This window comes from Phycisphaerae bacterium, from assembly GCA_019636475.1.
In the GTDB taxonomy this organism is placed as follows: domain Bacteria; phylum Planctomycetota; class Phycisphaerae; order UBA1845; family UTPLA1; genus JADJRI01.
This window is the reverse complement of record JAHBXN010000010.1, coordinates 63,411-84,549: the sequence shown is the minus strand read 5'-3', so window position 1 is coordinate 84,549 and position 21,139 is coordinate 63,411. Positions and strand designations below refer to the sequence as shown.

The window sequence follows — 21,139 nt, the reverse complement described above, 5'->3', positions numbered from 1 at the left end:
GTTTTCATGCTTGGTCCCACGCGATGCAGGCGATACTGGCTGGTGCCGGTCGTTGCCGTGCTCTTCGTCCTGCCCTTCGCCATGGGGCAGACCGTCCCCGTTGAACCCCAGCCGACGACCTCCACCGCAAATTCCGATGTTACTTCTCGCGCTGAAAGAGCAGTCGACTCGGCACATCAATCCGAAGCGGCCGAATCTGTGATTGCCGACGCGCCGGGAGAATCATCCCCGACGGTCGTGGCAACTGAGGCGGACGAACTCGCGACACAATCAACCGATGCCGCAGCGAAAACTCAACCGCGAGCGAAGGCAGCCGGACTGCATTACGGTCTCTGGTCACTGACGCCCGCCATCGTGGCGATCCTGCTGGCCATCATCACTCAGCAGGTCATTCCGGCGCTTGCGATCGGAATTCTGACGGCCGCCTGCATGCTTTGCCTGTACTCAGGACAGAACAATCCGATCGAAATGGTGATGTTCGCTGTGGACCAGTACCTTATCGGAGTGTTCATTCCGCCCAACTTCGGCGATACCGATCGCGTCGGAGCCGGTTACGAACGCCTCCAGGTCATTATTTTTACGCAATTCATCGGCGGCATGATCGGCATCATCGAAGCCAATGGCGGGACGCGCGCGATGGTTGCCCGCGTAATGCATTGGATGCGCACGCCGCGCAGTGGGCAGTTGGGCGCGCTTGTCGGCGGGCTGGTAGTCTTCTTCGATGACTACGCAAACTCTCTGATACTCGGTCCATCGATGCGACCGGTCTTCGACAAGCTACGTCTCAGCCGTGCAAAGCTCGCATACATCGTCGATTCGACCGCCGCTCCGGTTGCGTCTTTGTTCATCGGAACATGGCTGGCTCAGGAGATTAACTTTCTGGACGGCGGGCTCAAGGAATTGGGAGACCACCGCCCGGCCTTCCTCGACGGCGTGAACGGGTCGACGGCCTTCTGGACGAGCATTCCCTATCGCACTTATGCGTGGCTTGCGTTGTGGATGGTATTCATAATTGCCTGGACGGGGCGAGACTTTGGCCCCATGAAGCGCGCCGAGGCCGAAGCCGCCGGCGGACAGGATTCCGATCTGCTCCGCGCAGCCGGTGCCAACGCGTCTAATTCAACAAACGGCGGCCGTTCCGAGACGCGCGACATCAGCCATTGGGCGCTGGGTTTCTTCCCGGTGGCGACGCTCGTGTTCATGACGCTCCTGCTTCTGGCGATCACCGGACGCAACGGCTGTTCAGAAGCCGGCATCACGCTATCGTTCGGATCGGTAGCGGAAATCGCGGAAAGCATCAAGCAGGTGCTCGGAAAGGCGAACTCATACACCGCGCTGCTTTATGCCGGACTGACTTCTGCGATGGTGGCGGCAGTGATGACCGTGTTCTCCCGCACAATGTCGCTCGGCAAGACCATGGAGGCCATGCAGGGGGGCATGCAGCGAATCTTCGGGGCGCAGATCGTCCTGATCCTTGCATGGGGACTTTCAACGGCAACCAAGGACCTCGAACTGGGTCCGGTCATGACCGATTTCCTGAAAACACTCTCCGACAACGGCAAGTTCGCAGTCCCGATGCTTCCGACTGCTGTCTTTCTGACGGCCTGCATTGTCTCATTTGCCACCGGCACGAGTTGGGGCACCATGTCGATTCTTTGTCCGACCGCCGTCAGTATCGCCGCGGGCCTTCTGGCGGACCTGCCGACGGGCCAGGCAATTCCGCTGTTTTATGCAACGATCGGAGCTGTCCTCACCGGCGCCGTCTTCGGCGACCATTGCTCGCCCATTAGTGACACAACGGTGCTATCCTCCATCACGACTGAATGCAGCCTCGCGCGACATGTCCGGACGCAGCTACCGTACGCATTGGTCACAGCCGTCGTCGGCCTGCTCTGTACTGATTTGCTGGATTATTACCTCATCGAGACCGCGCCCGATTTCTATCACAAGACGTGGAATGTGTATTATGGCACCGCCATTGCCGCAATCATTCTGCTGGCCATTGTGCTGGTCTTCGGCCGAAAGGTGAAATCTCGCAATGCGGCGTACGAAACCGTCCCGGCCTAGCGGTTGCGGGCTCCGCTGCGGCCCGGCCGAAAACGGCTTGAGCTGCGCTGCCGCCGCTTCATCGCCCCGGCCGGAACAGTCGTATTCCCGGATTTGACAGGTAGTCGGGTCGAGACTCGTCTACAACGGCATTGACGCATGCAGGCCAGCGAACAAAACGGCTTGAAGAATGTGCAGCCGTTAAACATCGCGGCAGTCCCGCTGTCTGGGGCTGCTTGTACCTGTCCGCGAGAACCCCGGGCAGACGGAGCAATGATCGTGTCACAACTCGACGTGAAGAACATTGGTGAAATGGTCCGGGCCGCGAGTGACCCGTTCAATCGATTGCGCGACGAAATGGCCCGCGTCATCGTTGGTCAGGAAGCGATGATTAAGAACCTCACCATCGGCTTGTTGTCCAACGGACATATTCTTCTGGAGGGCGTGCCGGGACTTGCCAAGACCACGGCGGTGTCCACCATGGCGCGAGCGATCAATACGGGCTTCCAGCGCATTCAGTTTACGCCCGATCTGTTGCCGGCGGATCTGATCGGCACGTTGATCTACCAGCCGCAGAACGGGCAATTTACTGTAAAGAAAGGCCCGATTTTTACCAACATCATCCTCGCGGACGAAATCAATCGTGCGCCCGCGAAGGTTCAGAGCGCCCTGTTGGAGGCGATGCAGGAAAGGCAGGTGACCATCGGCGACCAGACCTATCCGTTGCCGCAGCCGTTCCTGGTGCTCGCCACGCAAAATCCCATCGAGCAGGAAGGCACCTATCCCCTGCCTGAAGCGCAGGTCGATCGATTCATGCTGAAGGTAACTGTCAGCTATCCCACGCCACAGCAGGAACGGCAGATTCTCGATCGAATGGCTGTCACGCAAACGTCATCCGGCGTATCGCCGGTCATGGATCCGGCGGATATTCTCAAGGCCCGGAAGGTCGTCGACGAAATCTACATCGACGACAAGATCAAGGATTACATCGTCTCGCTTGTCGTAGCCACCCGAGAGCCCCGCACTGCTGATCTCGATATCGGGCATCTCATCCAGTATGGCGCCTCGCCCCGTGCGTCGATCATGCTGACCCTGGGCGCTAAAGCCAATGCGTTTCTCGCCGGACGCGGATTCGTGACGCCGCAGGATGTCAAGGATGTGGCTCTTGTCGTCCTGCGCCATCGCGTGATCATCAGCTACGAAGCCGAGGCGGAAGAGCAGACGAGCGATTCGATTGTGCGAATGATTCTCGATCATGTGGCCGTTCCATGAACGCATCCGAACTGCTCAAACGCATTCGTCGCATCCACATCCGCACCAGCCATATGGCCAGTGACGTCTTTGCCGGGCAGTATCATTCCGCCTTCAAAGGGCAGGGCATCGAGTTCGAGGAGGTTCGCGAGTATCAGCCCGGCGATGATATTCGATCCATTGATTGGAATGTGACCGCTCGTCACGGCCGGCCGTTCATCAAGCGATTTCGCGAGGAGCGGGAATTAACGGTCATGTTGCTTGTGGATTCGAGCGGCTCTCAGGCCTTTGGGACCGCCGGGCAGCTTAAGCGCGAGTTGGTCACTGAAGTCGGGGCAACGCTGGCCTTCAGCGCCATCACCAACAACGACAAGGTCGGGCTGATTGCCTTCTCCAATGAGATCGAACTGCACGTCAAACCGGCAAAAGGTACGCGACATGTGCTCCGGGTCATACGCGATTTGCTTTCATTTCAGCCCCGACATCGCGGAACCGATATCACCGCCGCCCTTGAGCACCTGAACCATGTGATGCGTCGCAAAGCCGTTGTCTTCATCATCAGCGACTTCCAGGATTCGGGTTACGAGAAGGCGCTGCGTGTTGTACGGCGGCGGCATGACGTGATTCCAATCGTTGTTCGCGATCCACGTGAGGTCGAGTTGCCCAATGTGCGCTTCGTCGAACTGGAAGATGGTGAGTCCGGGCGCCGCGTGCTTGTTGACACCACGAGTGCGGCTTTCCGGGAGATGTACCGCCGTCACGCGCTCAGCGAGTCCGCGGCAAGAGATGACATGTTTCGCCGCATGAACACGACGGCCATCACACTGACAACCGGCGAATCATTTGTCGAGCCATTGACCAGGTATTTCCGGTTGCGTGGCCGCCGATACTGACAGGAAGATTTCATGCAGCGGTTCACGGGGGACTATCAGGGACAGTGTTCGGTTTGCGATCAGCCGGTTGAATTTGCGCTGGGAATTCAGACCGGCCGGGACCCCGTAGGGATGCACTTCGGCCCCGGCGGGGCGGTGCCGGTCGTTTTGCGGGACGTGGACCTGGTTGTCATGATCGGTGACGAACTGGACGTGAAATTCCGCTACGATTGCCCTCTTTGCGCTGCCGAGAACGACGCCCGCACGATTTGCCGCGCCGTTCCATTCGTTCGCTGAATGCCGATCTTCAATGATGTCGCCAAGCGACTGTACGCTCAGCCCTACGAGACGATGAGGTCGGTCACGGCGAACTTCTCCACGTCGATCAGGCCCTTATTTGTCAGCTTCAACTTCCCGATCACCGAGAGGCTCAGGAACGCCAGACACATGAAAGGTTGTGCGAATTCGCATCCCAGCGTGCGGGCAGCCTCGGTCAGAATTCGTAGTTGCTCCGCCGCTGTGGCCGCCGGCGCGTCCGTGACGAGCCCGGCGATGGGCAGCGGCACATCGGCCAGCACCCTCCCCTTGTCAATCACGACCCAGCCGCCCTGCATGCGTTGAATATGCTGGAGTGCGGCCAGAATATCCTGATCGTTTGTGCCGACACTGATCAGATTGTGTGCGTCGTGGGCCACGCTGCTGCCGATCGCTCCGGAGTGCAGCTTGAATCCGCGGGCGAACCCGCGCCCTATTTCGCCGCTGGATCGATGTCGCTCCACGACGATCATCTTCGCGAGGTCGCGCGCCGGATCAGTGAGCAATTCACCGCCGCGGATGGTCACGTGGTCGACCGAACGCTCGGTATCTATTCGATTATCGAGCACCTCGATAACATGAACATGGCACGATTGATCTCCACTCGCCGGGATTTGCAGGTCACTGTGCGTCAGTGGTCGCACATGAACCGTATTTCGCCCGTCATCTCCGATCGGTTGCGCCGCCGTCGCGATGCATCGCCCACCCTCCGCGACAAGCCGCCCGGCGACGTATGTTTGTGCGACGCGGCATTCACGCAGATCATCGAGCACAACCAGGTCGGCTCGATAGCCCGGCAGAATCGCGCCGCTATCGCGTAGGCCGAAGTACCGAGCGCTGTTCCATGTCGCCAGCCGCACCGCCAGAATCGGATCAAGCCCCTCGGCGATTGCACTGCGAATCATGAAGTCGATATGACCCTCATCCAGCAGATCGCGAACGTCCTTGTCGTCTGTGCAAAAGAGAAATCGGCCGGCCGTCGCGGGCGTCACGAGCGGTGCAAGCGCTTTCAGATTTCGCGTCTGCGAACCCTCCCGGATCATGATGGTGAGTCCGAGGCGGAGTTTCTCGGCTGCCTCTTCAGCACGAATGCATTCGTGGTCGCTCAGGATGCCGGCCGCGCAATACGCATTCAGATCGCGCCCGGAAAGTGACGGAGCGTGTCCGTCAATGATTCGACCGCGGCACATCTCCAGCTTGGCCAGCACGCCGGCATCACCATGAACGACGCCCGGGTAGTTCATCATCTCCGCGAGCCCCAGCACGCGCGAATCATTGAGAAACGGCCGCAGGTCCTCGGCGCTCATGTTTGCTCCGGCCGACTCGAGCGGACTTGCGGGAACACACGAGCTGAGCATTACAAAAACGCGGATCGGGGCGTGCTCGGAAGTCCGAAGCACATAGGAGATGCCGGCGGCTCCCATGACATTCGCGAACTCGTGCGGATCGGCCACCACTGCGGTCGTTCCGCACGCCGCAACCACGCGCGCATACTCTGGGACCGCTAACATCGACGACTCGATGTGCACATGCGCGTCGATGAAGCCGGGGCAAACGTGCCGACCTTGCAGATCAAGCGTTTCGTCGGCTTCAATGCCGCCAGTGATTCCAGCGATCCGGCCTCTGAAAAGGGCGATCTCGGCGTCATGAACTTCATTGGAGACGACGTTGACCAGCCTCGCGTTGCGGAGAACCAATTCGGCAGGCCGTCTGCCTGCGGCGACGTCGATAAGGTCTCGATCCAGGTTATCAGACAATTGACGCCTCCTCTCGGTGCAATTAACGGGAAGTTCAATCTGGCATTCTACTTACGCGAGTTAGGGGCCGTAAGCGGGCAAAGCCCCTCGGGACTCGATTTGAGAAAAACCCGGGGCCAGGCGGGTTGAAGCGATGCCGAAATCTGGTATAAAGGAGGGTTTCCCGATGGATCCGGCGCGCGGATGGCGCGCGGCCGTCCCAAGTTTCGGGGATGGACCCCGTTTTGACGCAAGTTGAGGCATTGAATGGCAGTTAAGTTGAGATTGACGCGGCTTGGCCGATCGCACCGTTCGTTCTTCCGATTGCGGGCGGCCGATGAGCGATGTCCGTCCGATGGTCGCTTCATTGAGGAGTTGGGATACGTCGACCCGATTGCGAAGGATCCGGCGAAGCAGGTCTCATTGAAGCGTGAGCGCATCGAACATTGGCTCTCGATGGGCGCGAAGGTCAGCCCGACGGTCGAGAAACTGCTCAGCAAGCACGGCATTAAGAAGCCCGCGACCGCATCGAAGTGAACGCCGTGCGTTCCGCCCCTGCCTGCGCGCTGTCAGCGCGGCGGTCGGACGCGAGGGTAACGGCTGATGCGGATTGACTTGCTGACGTTGTTTCCGGAGGCGTGCGAGCCGTTTTTCGATTCAAGCATCGTCGGCCGCGCTCGGCGATCCGGCCGGGTGTCGATCGCGTGTCACAATCTCCGGGATTACTCGACCGACCCGCATCGAAAGGTCGACGACAGGCCGTTCGGAGGCGGCCCCGGAATGGTCCTGATGTGTCAGCCGGTTTTCGACGCGGTCAACGCGATCGAGCAAATCGGCAACGAGCCCGCGACGAGGATTCTGCTGACGCCCGCAGGCGAACGCATGTCCCAGCGGCTCGCCGAAGAGTTGGCGACGCACCCACGGTTGCTGTTGGTTGCCGGACATTACGAGGGCTTTGACGAGCGGATCAGGCTCGGATTGGCCCCTCGGGAAATATCGATCGGCGACTACGTGCTCAGCGGTGGTGAAGCGGCCGCAATGGTAATTGTCGATGCCGTCGTGAGGCTCCTGCCGGGTGTGCTCGGCGATGATGCATCCGCGGCGGAGGAGTCGTTTTCGAACTGGCGGATCGATTCAGCCGGTTCGGTCGCGGCGGGCAATGCGACGGAATTAACGGAGCGCGCGGCGCTCCTCGAATATCCGCAGTACACGCGGCCTCGCGAATTTCGGGGCATGTCGGTGCCGGATATCCTGATGAGCGGTGATCACGGGCGGATTCGCACGTGGCGCCGTGAGCAGGCTGTGGAACGAACTCGGGTTCGGCGTCCGGATTTGTTGAACTTGGTGCCGACACTTCGGGAAGAGGACGATCGCCCCGACGGTCGATTGGAGAAGTAAGTCATGCGAAACAAGTTTATCACCGCCGTTGAATCGGCGCATTTGAAGACCGAAGTACCCAAGTTTGAGATCGGCGACGAGGTCGAGGTCGGCGTTCGAATCATCGAAGGATCGAAGGAACGCGTGCAGCCGTTCATCGGTACCGTCATCGCCCGCGCAGGCACGGGCGTCTCGGAGATGTTCACCGTCCGCCGAATCGTTAACAACGAAGGCGTCGAACGCGTGTTCCCGCTCCATTCGCCTCGCCTCGCTCACGTCAAGGTCCAACGAAAGGGCAAGACCCGCCGGGCGAAGCTCTACTACCTGCGAGATCGCGTCGGCAAGGCGCGGCGGCTGCGCGAGCGAAAGGGCGGTCACAAGGCGTCTACGGAGTCGGCTTCGGCCGATGCCCAATCTGTTCGCCCGAACCGCGCGAGCGAGCCTGAACCGGTCGTCGTCTGATCCGGCGTCAGGGTCTCACGGTATTTCAAAAAGCGTGCCACATGTGTGTCACGCTTTTTTTCTGGGACGCGATGCCGAGGAATCGTTCACGTGGCGCTGTTTCGTCGAGACATCGGCCGCCGTGGGGAGCAGGCCGCCGCTGTTTTTCTTCGCCGACGTGGGCTTCGCATTGTCGAGAAAAACTACCATTGCGGCTTCGGCGAGATCGATTTGATCTGCGCCGACGGCAAGACCATCGTCTTCGTGGAGGTCAAGACGCTGTCGGCGAATGTTCACGCCGACCCGGAAGAACACGTCACGCCGAGCAAGCGGATGCGGATCGAGCGGGCTGCCAGAATGTGGCTGCAATCCCTTGGCAATCCGCGGCTTCTGTGCCGGTTTGACGTGGTAAGTGTCGTCATGCCGAAAGTCGGTGAACCGACGATTCGCCATATCATCGACGCATTTCCGCCGTCAAGGTGGTGTCGCTGACGCTCGAGCGGGTGATTCTGCCCGAAGAAGCAATGGTGTGCGGCCTGACGGGACAATGTCCCCGTCCCCCGTTGCGCGGGGTTTACTGGGCGGTGGAATCGTAAACGCCGGATGCTGACCATGCTGATCGATTCACACTGCCACCTGACGTCCGAAGCGCTGTTTCCCACTGTCCATGCGGTAATCCATCGGGCTGTCGATGCGGGCGTAACCGAGTTTGTCACCATCGCCACGGACCTGGAGGACGCTGTGAAGGCCATCGCCCTCAGCGACAAATACCGCCCCGTGCATGTTGTCGCGGGTGTGCACCCTCATGAGGCGGGCAAAACCGTGGATGGATGGGATGCACGGCTACTTGATATCGCGCGCCGTGACGATGTGTTCGGCGTGGGCGAAATGGGACTGGATTATCACTATGACTTTTCCGATCGGGCCGCGCAGCATCGCGTCTTTCGCCGACAGCTGGAGATTGCGGTCGAAGTCGGCAAGCCGGTTGTGATACACTCCCGCGATGCGCATTCGGATGTCATGGAAATTCTGCGTGATATCGCACCGACGAGCGGCGCGGTGTTCCATTGCTTCACGGGAACTCGCGGCGAGGCGGACGACATTCTGGATGCCGGCTACTGGCTTTCGCTGACCGGAGTCGTGACATTCAGGCGATCGGACGGCCTGCGCGAAATCGCGAGATCATTGCCGGCCGACCGGATCATGGTTGAGACCGATTCTCCGTATCTTTCACCCGAGCCGGTGCGAAATGTCCGTCCCAACGAACCGGTCACCGTCGTCCACACCGCTGCGTGCATCGCCCAGGTGCGCGGCATCTCGGCAGAGGAACTGGCAGCGCTGGCAACTGCGAACACCAGGCGGTTCTTCAGGCTTCCGAACGAATAACATGGCCATGCCATGAGAAAGCGCCGCAAGGAATCGTATGACCCTCGCAATCGGGATTGATCTGGGCGGCACCGCCATCAAGGGCGGATTGGTCGACGAATCCGGCGAAGTTCTTCATCGCACGTCGATTGCCACCAACGCAGTCGAAGGCGTTGATGCGGTCATCAATCGGATTGCCGATTTTGCGAATACCCTCTCCGATCATGCGGCAAGTCGGCACAGCCGGCCCGTTGGGATCGGCGTTGGCGCGCCAGGCACGATGCGGCTGCCCGAAGGTGTCATTCTCTCCGCACCCAATCTTCCGGGTTGGTCGCACGTCGAATTTGTGCCGCGGCTGAAACGACTGGTCACATTGCCGGTCGTGCTGAACAACGACGCCAACGCGGCCGCGCTGGGTGAATCCGTCTGTGGCGCGGGGCGAGGCGTGCGAGACATGCTCATGCTGACGCTCGGGACAGGAGTCGGCGGAGGTATCATCATTGGCGGAAGGCTGCTACGCGGCGAACGTGGCAATGCAGGCGAGCTGGGGCACATCATCGTTCAGCCTGGAGGTCTCCCCTGCAACTGCGGGCAGGCGGGATGCCTCGAAGCACACGCTTCCGCTTCGGCGACCGGCCGGTTGGCGATGCAGCGGTTGGCCGCTGGTGAGTGCTCCACGCTTCAATCGATTCTTGATCGCAACGGGCATGTCACGTCGGCCGATGTGGCTGCGGCGGCACAATCGGGCGACTCACTCGCGGCATCGGTCTGGTCCGAAACCTGTCGCTACCTGGCGATTGCCTGCATCGGTCTGCGTCACACCTTCGATCCGCAATGCATCGTACTGGCGGGGGGGATGAGTGAAGCAGGTGATTTTCTGATCTCGGGCGTAAATGATGCGATCCATGCCTTGATTTCGCCACGCCTCGGCCCGCCTCCCGAATTGCGTCTCGCGCAACTGGGCAACGATGCGGGATTCGTGGGGGCGGCCATGACGGTCTTTCAAAAGGAATGACCCTTTGATCGTCGTGGATCTCGTCGTCCCGGCACGGCATCCGCCCTATCTCCCTTCTCGCGACGAAAGCCAATCGCGGAGTCGGTCCAGACCTTCGGCGATCGATACGCGCGGTTGATAATCCAGGTCCCGGCGAGCCGCGATGATGTCAAACCAGTGCGCGGTGGAAAGTTCACTCACGAGAAATCGGGTAAGTGGCGGCTCCCGTTCCGCTCTGAAAAAGCGATAGGTCAATTCAATGAGCATCGATGCCGCGCGAGCGACACCAAGCGGCACTGACTTCGTCACCGGCGGAAGACCCGCCGCGGCGAGGATGCACCCGACGAGATCCCAGATCGGTCGCGGCTCCCCGTTTGATATGAAGTACGCACGCCCAGCGACCCGCGATCCAATGTCCAGTCGCGCCGCCGCCAGCACATGCGCTTCGGCCGCGTTGTCAATATATACGCTGTCGACCAGCTTGTTCGTTCTTCCGATGCGCCGCAGCCTCTTCGCTCGCGAAATGATCCGCGGAACGAGATGGTTGTCGCCCGGCCCCCAGATCAGGTGTGGTCGCAGCGCCGTTGTTGCCAGTTCCGGCCCGTTCGCGGCCAGAACAGCTTGCTCGGCCGCCGCCTTGGTCGCCGGGTAGGGCGCGTGAAAGTGCGACGCATATGGCACTGACTCGCTCACGCCCTCCATGTCATGGCCGTCGAACACGACGCTGGGCGAACTTGTGTGGACGAGCCTGCGCACGCGCTGTTGGCGGCATGCGTCGATGACATGCTGCGTCCCGATGACGTTCGGTCTGTAATACGAGTCGTACGAACCCCAGATCCCGGCTTTTGCCGCGACATGAAAGACGACGTCGCAGCCGGCCGCCGCCTTCGCGACCGCCGCGCGATCCATCAGGTCGCCGCGTACCGGCTCCACTCCGAGTGCGGTCAGCTCCGGGTACGCGTTGCGAGAGAAACACCTCACGCGGCAGCCGGCGGACAAAAGCTGAAGCACGATCGCTTTGCCAAGGAATCCGCCGCCGCCTGTGACGAGCGCCGTTTGATTTGACAGGTTTAATCCTTGCCGCTGATCGGTCATGGATCTTCGGGCTCGACGGACCGTGTGAGAATGCAGCAGGTTCGGTGAGCTTCGAGCCAGGCCGCCACGGCTGCATCCTATGATGAAATCCGGAGTGCGGCAATTTCTGCGCGGGCCTGCGGCCTCCCTCTCTGCGAATTGCAAGTTGGCCTCTCGCGATGTGAATCGGCCGCATCAACAGGTGTTTTGGCATGCGCATGAACGCCGCCGCCCGGGTTGGACTTTTCTGGACAGTTGATTCCGCGGCAGTCTGACTTATGATGCTCGGCTTGGCTCGGCGGTTCGCAACGATTCCTCGCAAGACTTGATCGCGCGCCCGCCCTGGTCGGGCACGGCACGATTTGTGAGAATGCAATTCACACGGTGCCAAGTCTGCAATTTTGCAACTAAGGAGATAGCATGAGAGGTCGATTGATTCTGGGCGTGCTGATGGCGGTCGGCATGGCGGCGAACACGGTCAGGGCCGACGTGGTGACGGACTGGAACGAAATTCTCCTTGATGCCATCCGTGAATCTGAGATGCCCTCACCCAAGGCCGCGCGAGCCATCGCCATGATGAACCTCGCCATGTACGACACGATCAATTCTTTCTCGCCGACGCACGACACATACCTTACTGCGGGAACGCCCGGAATCGGGGCAACCCGGGATGCATCCGGCGTCGCCGCTGCTCGTCGAATTCTCGTCGCGCTGTTTCCTGGTCAGCAGGCCACCTTCGATGCGGCGGTTACCGCTTACATTGGAGGACTGCCGGAATTCATCTTCGCGCCGAGCGATGCCTACGGCGTCTCAATCGCGAACGCCTTGCTCGGTGCCCGAGACGCCGACGGCAGTTCCGTCAACCTGAATTATGATCCGGGCGCCGGTCCCGGAGAGTGGCAGCCCACGCCGCCGTCAAACGCGCCGGCCCAGCTGTTGAATTTTGCGTCAGTCCTGCCCTTCGGAATGCAGAGCGGCTCGCAGTTTCGGCGATCCGGTCCGCCCGATCTCACGAGCGCGCGGTACACCGCGGATTTTGATGAGGTGTCCCGCTACGGTACGGTGGCCAGCGTTCATCGCACGGCCGATCAAACTCAATTTGCTCGTTTCTGGGAGGATGGTCCGGGCACTGCGACAACGCCGGGGCACTGGATCGAAATCGCCATCACCATCGCCAAGGACAACGGAAACACGGTTGAGCAGAACGCACGAGTCTTCGCGCTCATCGGAATGGCGATGGCTGACGCCGGAATTTGCACATGGGACAACAAGTATGCCTTCGACGACTGGCGACCGATTACCGCCATTCGAAATGCCGGCGCCGACGGCAACGACGCGACCGATGAAGACGCCGGATGGACGCCGCTCATCGAGACGCCGCCCACGCCGGGCTACATTTCCGCACGCAGCGCCTACGCCGCGGCGGCTGCCCGAATGATTGAGATTATCTACGGTTCCAATGACATCGGATTTGCGGCGACCAGCGACAGCCTCGAAGGCGTCACTCGAAACTTCACATCCCTCAGCGGCGCTGCCAGGGAAGCTGGATTCTCTGGCGTGGTCGGTGGCACCTGCTTTCGTTATGCCTACGAGGATGGATACGATGCCGGCCGAGACGTGGCTGGCTATATTCACGCGAATTACTTGCGCCGCTTGCCGGCGACTTCGTCAACCGGAACCAGTTCTGCCTGCGGTTCCGGTGCGTGCGGCCTCGGTGGACTTTTCACGGTCGTCGGTTCCCTTGTCGGATTGCCGATCATTCGGCGCGGCAATCGGAAGTGCCGCCGTCGCTGAATCGGCAGCGACGCAACGCCGCGGGAATCACTCGAACAACTAGCGAATGCGGGCGGGCGCCATAAGGTGCCCGCTCGCGTTTTATGCTTGGCTCACGGCTCGTGTGGTCGCGGCCGAAAGCACTTGTTCCACCGTTGGCCAGCCCCCGGCGTGGTTGAGCACAGTGACACGCGGGCCGACCGGTCGCCATCGGACGGGATGCGTCGGACCAAAGATTGTCACGACCTGCCCGCCGACGGCAGCGGTGAGATGTGCGATTCCGCTGTCGTTCGCGATAACGCAATCACTCGCGACCAGACAACCCGCAATCACGCGCAGATCAGTTGACCCCACGAGCGGCGCGCACTGCTCCAGTTCTGAAAGAATGTCTGCGGCCAGTTGTTCCCGCTCGACGGGACCAATCAGGAATGCAATCCGTCGGCCAGCCGTTTGCCATGCCTCGGCCAACGCGACAAATCGTTCAATCGGCCAGTTCTTCGACCGGCTGCCGCTGCCCGGATGAATCAGGAGCGACGGTCTCGAACCCCGCATGCCTCGCGTTGTGTCAAGAATCTCGCGACCGGCGCGGATGGCCTCGTCCGGCAGATGAATCGTTGGTGTCGTGCTCGCGAGAATCCGCTCGAATTGAGTGCCGTGTTCGTGGCTCAGACCCGTCGCGCGGCAGTAGTCGCCGATCCACTGCTCGACTATGTGCCCATTCAGTGCGTCGCGAGCTCGCGTGTCGATGTCCACTACCCGTCGCACTCTCAGCGAACGAAGTCGCCGGGCGACGATCTCCTCAGGATCGGGCAGCATGTTCACCACCAACTCGACGTTTTTCATCGATTCACATAGTTCGGCGGACAGCGGGGCATCTTCGGAAAACAGGGCATGAAATCCACCTGTGTCGATGTCGTGAAATCGCCGGGATTCCGTCGCGCATCCCACCAGGCTCTGGAATTCGCCGCGAGCCACGATGGAGATTTGCTGTTCGATCATGTGTCGCAGGGCTTGCGCGAACACGAGCATCAGTAAGGTGTCCCCCAGCGCGCCGGAATGAAGTATGACAGCGCGCCTGTCATCCGGGTCGCGGCTTTTTCGAATGGAGCTCACGGTCGTCTTTCGCTCCGGCGTCGGTCCGCGCAGTAAAGCAGAATGTTGTCGACGATCCGCTCCGTGGACTCGGGCGTGTAGCCCACACGTCGCCAGATGAATGACTGGTCAAGCCCTGCGGACAGATCAAAAGGGCAAGCCGCAACGGCCAGCCTGCCGTTAATCGTTCGTGTAATGATCGGAGGCGGTGCGCCTTCTCGACGAAGCGCCGCACCTTCCGGCGTCGGGCTGAGTTCGGTCAGCGGCCGCCCGCCGTCAAATTGTCCGGTTGCCAACGCGTGTTCAGGCTTCAGGATTCCCTTTTCCCCGATCGGCAGCGAATCAACCAGCTTGCGAACCGCGGCGTTTCCGTCCGGTTGACCGTCTGCCGATTCGATGAGAATCATTCCACCCGATTCGGCGAAAGCGCGCAGCGCGGCGATGTCATGTTCATGCAGAGTCACTTGACTGCGCACAGCCAAATGCACCACTTCGACCGATGCCAGATTCGCGGCATCGAGTATTTCGCTCGTCTCGTCCGCTGAAATCGTCAGTCCCGTCCTGAGGCGGAGGGAATCAGCGCGCCGCGACCAGACGCCCCGGTGCGCGGTCCAGTCTCCCGCGAAACTCCAACGCTTGATCGAAAAGCTGCCGCGCGGCGGCGCCGGCGACAGCGGGGCCGGCTCCCGCCTTAATACGCGAGGCAGCTCATTGTGCGGCGGTGCGCAATAAACACGGATGTTCGCCATGATTTGAAACAGCTCCTCGTGCTGACGCCGATCCTGGTGCCACGCGCCGGCGATATCAACCGGGCAAAGGATCACGCGCAGCCTAGGTCCATCGGCCAGCGCCCGAAGCGGAATAGGTCGCTTCCACCCTTGCTCGTCGGTGCCGAAGTGGCAGGAGTACAGCGGATGCGTCGGATCCAGTTCGCGAAAGCGCAGATCGAGATCGGCAAAAATCGACTCAAATATCCGCGTCGCGCTCTGGATGAACGGCTTGCCGCGGCGGTCCGCATGAAGAAAAACCGTCCCGCCGCGATCGACATACTCCCGAATGCGTGAACGCATGGTGTCCGACAGTGTCAATGCCGCATGGCCGCTGATAAGAAGGAAAGGCGCGTCTTCAAGATTCTCAAGTGTCGCGTTCGGAGGGATGCGCTGCCAGCGGTAAAGGCGTTCGAATGTGGACGACATGTACCGACAGAGCGTGTACAGATCGCGGTGATAGTAATTCCATTCGTTCGCGTCCTGATCGTGCTCTAGTTTCTGGAAGAGTACCGGAGCGGCGCCATGAACAAGAAAAATCAGAGCGAACGAATCCGAAATGACTTCACCGCTCCATTTCCGATCCGCCACCTCACCGGCATATCGCTTGAACCACTCGACGCCGCCGATGTGCGACCGCCCGCTCGCAAGGCCCAGTCGCTCCAGGCCGAACAACTCATAGCCATAGGTCTGTCTGACGTCCGGCGGATTCAACTCGAGGAATCGATTGCCGTCCTCAATCGCCCGGTAGACGCGTTCCATCGACTTTCGCAAGCTTTTGTTGGGCACAACCCCCTTGAAGTATTCGTAAGGTCGGTCGGCGCGAGCGTAATAGCGATCAAGGAGAATATATAGACTGTTGCACCCCGCGACCGTCATCGACGGCGTCGGCCTGCCTTTCTGGCGATATGACCAGCCGCCCCCTGGGTGCTGCGACTTCATCCACCAATCGCCCAGAAGCTGCCATTGGCGATTGGCGATCTCGATGTTGCCGATCGAGCCGGCCCACAAACCGAGATTCGCAAACTGCGTGTTGGAGTTGTCGCCGCCGGCAAAACCCTGACCGTAGTCGAACGCGCCGTTGGGACCCATCGCGCGAAGCAGCCAGTTGACGTCCTGGGCAAGGAGGCGTGCATATCGTCTCCGGCTGGCGGCGCTGAGCTTACGGTCAAGCATCAGGCTCCACACGCTCGCGCGGAGACTGCGCACGTACGTGCCCGCTTCTCGCGCCTCGTCATACGACAACGCGTCGATGATGCGCTTCATCTGCCCCTGCGTCGGGTCCGCGCCGGCGCTGAGCAGGGCGAGCGCGGCCAATGCCGTCGGTCCACCGAATGCGGCCTCGGGCAGTTCGGACTTTACGTAACCCGCTCGCGACCAGGCCTTGATGAGGCGGCGGGGAATCGTCAGCTTCCTCCCGTCGGTTGTCTCAAACTTCAAAGAGCCTTCGAGAACCCGTGTCACATTCCCGGTGACGGTCAGCAGCGGCCCTTGCGGATTCCGGTCGTGATACTGAATCACGTCGTTCTCAACCGTCTTGCTCAGAATCGCTTCGATGCCGCGTGCGATCGCCTGATCTACGCGATCGCCGAGTTCCGCGCTGCGCAATTTCTGCGGCTGCGCGATTGCAATCGCGATGAGTGCTATCCATGTCTTATTCGTAATCCGGTTAGTCATGTTGGGCGGTTCGTCGGAGCGCTTCGGCCATCGTCAACCCGCAGTCGAACTGGAATCGACAATCGGCGGGTTCAGGCCGGTGTCTCAGCGGCCGCGAGGCGGCTCAATGCGTCGACGCACCGATGAACGTCATCGACGGTGTTGAACACTCCGAAGCTCAGTCGGGTGGTGCCGCCTTCAGTGTCCGTGCCGATCGTTCGGTGCGCCAGTGGGGCGCAGTGAATGCCGGGGCGTGTCAGTATTTCGAATTCGGATTCGAGGGCGGCCGCAAGTTCCGCCGCATCGAATCCCTCCACGCGCACGCTGAACACGGCAACGCGATGCCGCGGATTCATTGGACCATAAACGGTCAATCCATCCACGCCTCTGGCTGACTCGATGAACGCGGCGCACAGAGATTGATCATGCGAGTGGAGCCTGTCGATCGATGCCGTCTCGACCCAGCTTAAGGCCGCCGAGAGGCCTGCGATTCCAATGGCGTTGTGACTGCCGGATTCAAATTTGTCAGGCAGGAAATCAGGCTGGATCGGGTGTTCGCTGGCCGAACCGGTCCCCCCCTCGATCAGCGGTGAGAGCTCGTTCTCCAGACTGGAGCGCAGGTAGAGCGCCCCGGTCCCCAGCGGGCCCATCAGCCCTTTATGTCCCGGCAGCGCAAGCAAGTCGATCCCCATCGCGCGAACATCGATCGGAACGTGACCCGCCGACTGGGCCGCATCAACCAGCAAGGGAATCCCGCGTCGCCGTGTTTCAACTCCAATGGCTTCAATCGGCTGAAGCGATCCCGTCACGTTGCTTGCATGCACCACCGCGACCAGCCGCGTCTTCGTCCGGATCGCGGCGATGACGGCATCGAGATCGACGATGCCGGTCTCGGAATCGGCTTGCACATAGTCGACGGAGATGTCGCGGTCGACAGTCAGCGAATTCAGCGGCCGAAGCACGGAGTTGTGCTCCATGGTCGTGGTCACGACATGGTCTCCAGATCGCAGCAGTCCCTTGATGGCCTGATTTAGAGCGCCTGAACAATTGTGCGTGAAGATGACCTGGTTCGGCGATTCTGCATTTATCAGCCTGGCGAGTTGTCGGCGACAGCGCGTGAGCAACTCACCGGTTTCAACAGCCTCGTGATAAGCCCCGCGGCCCGCCGATGCACCGAGCTGTTCGGCATAGCTGCGCATCGCCTCCCAGACGCCGGGCGGTTTGGGAAAACTCGTCGCTGCATTGTCGGCGTAGAGCCGCTTATTCATGTCCTTTGCTCCGCGGCGATGGGAAGTTGCCACCATTGGCTTGGGTCGCTCCAAAGTGCGGGCGACTTGGCCGATCGCATCAGCGGCCGGGGGCGCGTACAATCATCACGACTCCCGGCGAATAAGCTATTGTAATCGGTCAGGCCGGTTCTCGCAGGCGTTTGAGTTGGATCCAGCCGGGGCAGGTCGTCCATTCCGCCGCGCAGCTCCGATTCAGAATGGGGCGATGGGAGAACGGAACGAGGGAATGAGATGGCGCGGAATCGTAGGAACGTCGATCCGAACGACGGCAAGGTGCGATGCCGATGGGCCGCCGTCGATCCAATACTGGCTGCCTACCATGATCGAGAGTGGGGCAAACGCATCAGAACGGACGGCGGACACCTTCAGCGAATGGCCGCCGAGATTTTTCAGTGCGGCCTGTCGTGGAAGATTGTGCTCGTGAAGATGCCCGCATTGACAGCCGGATTCCACGGCTTTGAGCTTTCACGCGTGGCACGGATGACATCGAAGGATGTCAATCGACTCTGCAACGACGCGTCGATAATCCGCAATCGGAAGAAGATTGAGGCGACAATTCACAACGCGCGGGTGATGATGGAATTGAAGGCTGCACATCGCAGCTATGTGCGTTGGCTTGACAGGCTCTCAACTGACAGCTCCGCGGACATTGCCGCGCTCTATCAATTGTTCAGGAAGACCTTCAGGTTTATGGGGCCTGAAACCACCCGATGTTATCTGATGGGTTGCGGAAAATTGCCGCCCGAACACGATCGCGAGTGCTGGCTGGCTCAGGGAAACATGTGAGTTTGGAGGAAGCCACCGCAGACTCTGCCGCGTTCGGGTGAGCGCTCCACCGGCGAATTCAGCAAATATTGCCGAATTTTCTAACGCGAAGTGCTTGCGAAGTCCGATGAAAATGCGGATACTTATGAAAATTCCGTTGCTGGAAGCGACGGTTTGGCCGCAAGGGGGCATCCAGCTTCACGTTTGGGCCCCAAAAAACACTCGTCAAAGAAAATAGACCACGAAGGAACGTGAATAACGGCCATGACCAGGACGGTCAATAGGGGGAGTGCAAGGCGATTCCGCGCAGGCGTCGCCCGCACAACATTTCAGATGATGTATCGCAACGAGAAACGGAGAATGTCATTCATGGAAGAAAAATCTCGACACGAAATCGTCTTGCGCGCCAAGATCAGCTACGGTGAGCAGCGAACGAATCTGTCACTGCGAGGGTGGGTCGATCGCGAGCTGCGAGAGATCGGCATGAACCCGCTCGACGAAGCTGAATGCCGGATGTACGAACTCAACGACCGGCCGCGCATTTTCCAGGATGTTTGAACGTCGGGCCGTTCGGACCGGGCTGCTATTGTCTCATTTCACAGACGTCGATCGGACGATGCGCCCGATCAAGGACATATCGCCGACAGCGCCGAAACGCGGTCGCTTCAGCTCTTCATCTTGCCCCAATCCGCGAGGAATTTCTCCAGGCCGATGTCGGTGAGCGGGTGCTTCAGCATCATCTCGAAGACCTTGTAGGGCATGGTGCCCACGTCCGCGCCCAGTTTCGCCGCCTGCACGACGTGTAGGGGATGGCGGAGGCTGGCCGCGAGGATCTCCGTGGCGAAGTGATAGTTGTCATAGATGGTGCGAATGTCTGCGATGAGGTCCATGCCGTCGTGGCTGATGTCATCGAGCCGGCCGAGAAACGGGGAACAGAAAGTCGCACCACACTTCGCCACCGCCAATGCCTGAAGCGGCTGAAAAATGAGCGTCAGGTTGGTCTTGATCCCTTCCTCCGCGCAGATCTTCAGGGCCTTCACGCCTTCGGCGATGGTCGGCAGCTTGACAATGATATTATCGGCGATCTTGGAAAGCTCGCGAGCTTCCTTCATCATCGCATTGCATTCGGTAGAAACCACCTCCGCTGAGACGGGCCCTGAAATGACCTCGCAAATCTGCCCCACGAGCGTTTTGAAGTCCTTGCCCTCCTTGGCGACAAGACTGGGGTTCGTGGTGACGCCGTCAACAAGGCCCATCGCGGCGCCGGCGCGGATTTCATCGAGATTGGCGGTGTCGAGAAAGAACTTCATTGTGAGCGGCCTCCGGATGATAAACACGTTATCTGCGTCAAAATCGGATTGGATCCGTTTCGCCTGATTCTATGAGCAAACGGAATTCATGAAAAGCAAGACCCGTTCTCGCGGTGGACGGGCCGCGAGCGAACGGCGCCGTCGGATCACACGGCGAACTCGGTTCCGGCGTCAGGCTGGAAGAGGTCGTGGCGTCGTCCTGAGGCAGGCGATCGCCGCTTCCGCAATATGGGGGTCGAACTGCGTGCCGCTGCCTCGGCGAAGCTCACTGATGACTCGCTCCACGCTGTAGCTCTGCTTGTAGCTGCGCGGCGACATCATGGCGTCGATGCAGTCGGCGGTCTGGATGATTCGGGCACCCAATGGAATCTCCTCACCGGCGAGGCTGTGCTCATATCCCGAGCCGTCAAACCACTCATGGTGATGCCGAACAAGTGGCACAACCGGCTTGAGGAAGGAAATGGGCTCAAGAATGCGGGCGGCCACGCCGGGGTGACGCTTGACGATATCGAACTCTTCGGAGGTCAGTTTCGCCGGCTTGGCAAGAATCTGGATCGGCACGGCGATCTTTCCGATGTCGTGCAGAACCGCCGCAATGCGTATGAGATGCCGCTCCGATTCGTTGACTCGCAACATCGTCGCCAGGCGCGTCGCGAACGCCTCGACCTGAATCGAGTGCTGTGACGTATGAGGATCGTACGCGTGCAACGCCCCCATCAATCCCAGCAGCGTTTCGACCTGTGACGACGAGCAGCGGTCAAATGGCAGCCAGTGGCGTCCGCCGTGCGGATAGGGATCGCGAAGTAAGTCCGCGGCCGGTCTGCCATCGGCCCGGCTGAGCCATGCGTTGTCAAACAGGCCGGTCGGAAACGCCTGCGCAACGTCTGGCGGCGCGGACCGAACCCTCATCGGTTCAGGATAATTCGGCGTCATTGCTTCTTCCCGCTTCCCGCGCGGGGCGGCGCTGGGGCGCGTCCCGGCTGGAATTCATCGGGTCGGAGTTGGTGCATGCTTAA

Annotated in this window: 20 protein-coding genes; 13 read left to right on the top strand and 7 right to left on the bottom strand. The window is 60.3% G+C overall.

The annotated features are described in order from the left end of the window. Nucleotides 1-6: 6 nt before the first annotated feature. From KF841_14915 to KF841_14900, 4 genes are all read left to right on the top strand, one after another. On the top strand, nucleotides 7-2,067 hold the full coding sequence (locus tag KF841_14915; protein MBX3396650.1) for a hypothetical protein: 2,061 nt from the start codon (nucleotides 7-9) through the stop codon (nucleotides 2,065-2,067). A gap of 138 nt (nucleotides 2,068-2,205) precedes the next feature. Continuing rightward, complete coding sequence (locus KF841_14910; GenBank protein ID MBX3396649.1) at nucleotides 2,206-3,318, top strand: MoxR family ATPase; 1,113 nt, start codon at nucleotides 2,206-2,208, stop codon at nucleotides 3,316-3,318. After that, nucleotides 3,315-4,190, top strand: a complete 876-nt coding sequence (locus tag KF841_14905) for a DUF58 domain-containing protein (GenBank protein MBX3396648.1) — start codon at nucleotides 3,315-3,317, stop codon at nucleotides 4,188-4,190. Before KF841_14910 ends, KF841_14905 begins: the two co-directional genes overlap by 4 nt. Before the next feature lie 12 nt (nucleotides 4,191-4,202). Beyond that, the gene (locus KF841_14900; GenBank protein MBX3396647.1) at nucleotides 4,203-4,466 is read left to right on the top strand and encodes a hypothetical protein; all 264 of its coding nucleotides are present in this window, start codon (nucleotides 4,203-4,205) and stop codon (nucleotides 4,464-4,466) included. Nucleotides 4,467-4,510: 44 nt separating this feature from the next. On the opposite strand, the gene ade is transcribed toward KF841_14900, so the two are convergent. Next, nucleotides 4,511-6,241 carry an adenine deaminase gene (ade, locus tag KF841_14895; GenBank protein MBX3396646.1) on the bottom strand — a complete coding sequence of 577 codons (1,731 nt, stop codon included), beginning with the start codon at nucleotides 6,239-6,241 and terminating at the stop codon, nucleotides 4,511-4,513. A 246-nt stretch (nucleotides 6,242-6,487) separates the two neighbouring features. Between ade and rpsP the strand changes: the two genes are divergently transcribed. The 6 genes from rpsP to KF841_14865 all read left to right on the top strand — a co-directional run bounded on the left by rpsP (nucleotide 6,488) and on the right by KF841_14865 (nucleotide 10,418). Then, a complete protein-coding gene (gene rpsP / locus KF841_14890; GenBank protein ID MBX3396645.1) occupies nucleotides 6,488-6,757 on the top strand; it encodes a 30S ribosomal protein S16 in 270 nt (89 codons plus the stop codon). A 66-nt stretch (nucleotides 6,758-6,823) separates the two neighbouring features. After that, complete coding sequence (trmD, locus tag KF841_14885) at nucleotides 6,824-7,618, top strand: tRNA (guanosine(37)-N1)-methyltransferase TrmD (protein MBX3396644.1); 795 nt, start codon at nucleotides 6,824-6,826, stop codon at nucleotides 7,616-7,618. A gap of 3 nt (nucleotides 7,619-7,621) precedes the next feature. Then, the gene (rplS, locus tag KF841_14880) at nucleotides 7,622-8,059 is read left to right on the top strand and encodes a 50S ribosomal protein L19 (GenBank protein ID MBX3396643.1); all 438 of its coding nucleotides are present in this window, start codon (nucleotides 7,622-7,624) and stop codon (nucleotides 8,057-8,059) included. A 90-nt stretch (nucleotides 8,060-8,149) separates the two neighbouring features. Then, nucleotides 8,150-8,530, top strand: coding sequence for a YraN family protein (locus KF841_14875; protein MBX3396642.1), 381 nt, complete (start codon nucleotides 8,150-8,152; stop codon nucleotides 8,528-8,530). 120 nt (nucleotides 8,531-8,650) lie between these two features. After that, the gene (locus tag KF841_14870; protein MBX3396641.1) at nucleotides 8,651-9,424 is read left to right on the top strand and encodes a TatD family hydrolase; all 774 of its coding nucleotides are present in this window, start codon (nucleotides 8,651-8,653) and stop codon (nucleotides 9,422-9,424) included. A gap of 37 nt (nucleotides 9,425-9,461) precedes the next feature. Next, nucleotides 9,462-10,418: an ROK family protein gene (locus tag KF841_14865; GenBank protein ID MBX3396640.1), complete on the top strand. Its 957-nt coding sequence runs from the start codon at nucleotides 9,462-9,464 to the stop codon at nucleotides 10,416-10,418. A gap of 45 nt (nucleotides 10,419-10,463) precedes the next feature. On the opposite strand, the gene KF841_14860 is transcribed toward KF841_14865, so the two are convergent. Then, nucleotides 10,464-11,492: an NAD-dependent epimerase/dehydratase family protein gene (locus tag KF841_14860; GenBank protein MBX3396639.1), complete on the bottom strand. Its 1,029-nt coding sequence runs from the start codon at nucleotides 11,490-11,492 to the stop codon at nucleotides 10,464-10,466. Between the two features lie 399 nt (nucleotides 11,493-11,891). Between KF841_14860 and KF841_14855 the strand changes: the two genes are divergently transcribed. Further along, nucleotides 11,892-13,265, top strand: coding sequence for a hypothetical protein (locus KF841_14855; protein MBX3396638.1), 1,374 nt, complete (start codon nucleotides 11,892-11,894; stop codon nucleotides 13,263-13,265). An 81-nt stretch (nucleotides 13,266-13,346) separates the two neighbouring features. On the opposite strand, the gene KF841_14850 is transcribed toward KF841_14855, so the two are convergent. From KF841_14850 to KF841_14840, 3 genes are all read right to left on the bottom strand, one after another. Next, a complete protein-coding gene (locus KF841_14850) occupies nucleotides 13,347-14,357 on the bottom strand; it encodes a glycosyltransferase family 9 protein (GenBank protein MBX3396637.1) in 1,011 nt (336 codons plus the stop codon). After that, nucleotides 14,354-16,780 carry a DUF4159 domain-containing protein gene (locus tag KF841_14845; protein MBX3396636.1) on the bottom strand — a complete coding sequence of 809 codons (2,427 nt, stop codon included), beginning with the start codon at nucleotides 16,778-16,780 and terminating at the stop codon, nucleotides 14,354-14,356. The genes KF841_14850 and KF841_14845 overlap by 4 nt, the downstream gene beginning before the upstream one ends. 71 nt (nucleotides 16,781-16,851) lie before the next feature. Continuing rightward, complete coding sequence (locus KF841_14840) at nucleotides 16,852-18,027, bottom strand: aminotransferase class V-fold PLP-dependent enzyme (GenBank protein MBX3396635.1); 1,176 nt, start codon at nucleotides 18,025-18,027, stop codon at nucleotides 16,852-16,854. Nucleotides 18,028-18,279: 252 nt separating this feature from the next. On the opposite strand from KF841_14840, the gene KF841_14835 reads away from it, so the two are divergent. Next, complete coding sequence (locus tag KF841_14835) at nucleotides 18,280-18,834, top strand: DNA-3-methyladenine glycosylase I (GenBank protein ID MBX3396634.1); 555 nt, start codon at nucleotides 18,280-18,282, stop codon at nucleotides 18,832-18,834. Between the two features lie 348 nt (nucleotides 18,835-19,182). Continuing rightward, a complete protein-coding gene (locus tag KF841_14830) occupies nucleotides 19,183-19,371 on the top strand; it encodes a hypothetical protein (protein ID MBX3396633.1) in 189 nt (62 codons plus the stop codon). Between the two features lie 107 nt (nucleotides 19,372-19,478). On the opposite strand, the gene fsa is transcribed toward KF841_14830, so the two are convergent. Both fsa and KF841_14820 read right to left on the bottom strand, forming a co-directional pair. Next, nucleotides 19,479-20,123, bottom strand: coding sequence for a fructose-6-phosphate aldolase (fsa, locus tag KF841_14825; GenBank protein MBX3396632.1), 645 nt, complete (start codon nucleotides 20,121-20,123; stop codon nucleotides 19,479-19,481). A gap of 171 nt (nucleotides 20,124-20,294) precedes the next feature. Beyond that, on the bottom strand, nucleotides 20,295-21,056 hold the full coding sequence (locus tag KF841_14820) for an HD domain-containing protein (protein MBX3396631.1): 762 nt from the start codon (nucleotides 21,054-21,056) through the stop codon (nucleotides 20,295-20,297). Nucleotides 21,057-21,139: the final 83 nt, after the last annotated feature.

What these genes read in the sequence shown, in the direction of transcription:
- KF841_14845 (MBX3396636.1), bottom strand. Translation starts at nt 16,780, where the DNA reads ATGACTAACCGGATTACGAATAAGACATGGATAGCACTCATCGCGATT.
- KF841_14915 (MBX3396650.1), top strand. Translation starts at nt 7, where the DNA reads ATGCTTGGTCCCACGCGATGCAGGCGATACTGGCTGGTGCCGGTCGTT.
- rplS (MBX3396643.1), top strand. Translation starts at nt 7,622, where the DNA reads ATGCGAAACAAGTTTATCACCGCCGTTGAATCGGCGCATTTGAAGACC.
- KF841_14860 (MBX3396639.1), bottom strand. Translation starts at nt 11,492, where the DNA reads ATGACCGATCAGCGGCAAGGATTAAACCTGTCAAATCAAACGGCGCTC.
- KF841_14835 (MBX3396634.1), top strand. Translation starts at nt 18,280, where the DNA reads ATGGCGCGGAATCGTAGGAACGTCGATCCGAACGACGGCAAGGTGCGA.
- KF841_14870 (MBX3396641.1), top strand. Translation starts at nt 8,651, where the DNA reads ATGCTGATCGATTCACACTGCCACCTGACGTCCGAAGCGCTGTTTCCC.
- KF841_14830 (MBX3396633.1), top strand. Translation starts at nt 19,183, where the DNA reads ATGGAAGAAAAATCTCGACACGAAATCGTCTTGCGCGCCAAGATCAGC.
- KF841_14910 (MBX3396649.1), top strand. Translation starts at nt 2,206, where the DNA reads ATGCAGGCCAGCGAACAAAACGGCTTGAAGAATGTGCAGCCGTTAAAC.
- KF841_14840 (MBX3396635.1), bottom strand. Translation starts at nt 18,027, where the DNA reads ATGAATAAGCGGCTCTACGCCGACAATGCAGCGACGAGTTTTCCCAAA.
- rpsP (MBX3396645.1), top strand. Translation starts at nt 6,488, where the DNA reads ATGGCAGTTAAGTTGAGATTGACGCGGCTTGGCCGATCGCACCGTTCG.
- KF841_14865 (MBX3396640.1), top strand. Translation starts at nt 9,462, where the DNA reads ATGACCCTCGCAATCGGGATTGATCTGGGCGGCACCGCCATCAAGGGC.
- KF841_14900 (MBX3396647.1), top strand. Translation starts at nt 4,203, where the DNA reads ATGCAGCGGTTCACGGGGGACTATCAGGGACAGTGTTCGGTTTGCGAT.
- KF841_14820 (MBX3396631.1), bottom strand. Translation starts at nt 21,056, where the DNA reads ATGACGCCGAATTATCCTGAACCGATGAGGGTTCGGTCCGCGCCGCCA.
- KF841_14905 (MBX3396648.1), top strand. Translation starts at nt 3,315, where the DNA reads ATGAACGCATCCGAACTGCTCAAACGCATTCGTCGCATCCACATCCGC.
- fsa (MBX3396632.1), bottom strand. Translation starts at nt 20,123, where the DNA reads ATGAAGTTCTTTCTCGACACCGCCAATCTCGATGAAATCCGCGCCGGC.
- KF841_14855 (MBX3396638.1), top strand. Translation starts at nt 11,892, where the DNA reads ATGAGAGGTCGATTGATTCTGGGCGTGCTGATGGCGGTCGGCATGGCG.
- trmD (MBX3396644.1), top strand. Translation starts at nt 6,824, where the DNA reads ATGCGGATTGACTTGCTGACGTTGTTTCCGGAGGCGTGCGAGCCGTTT.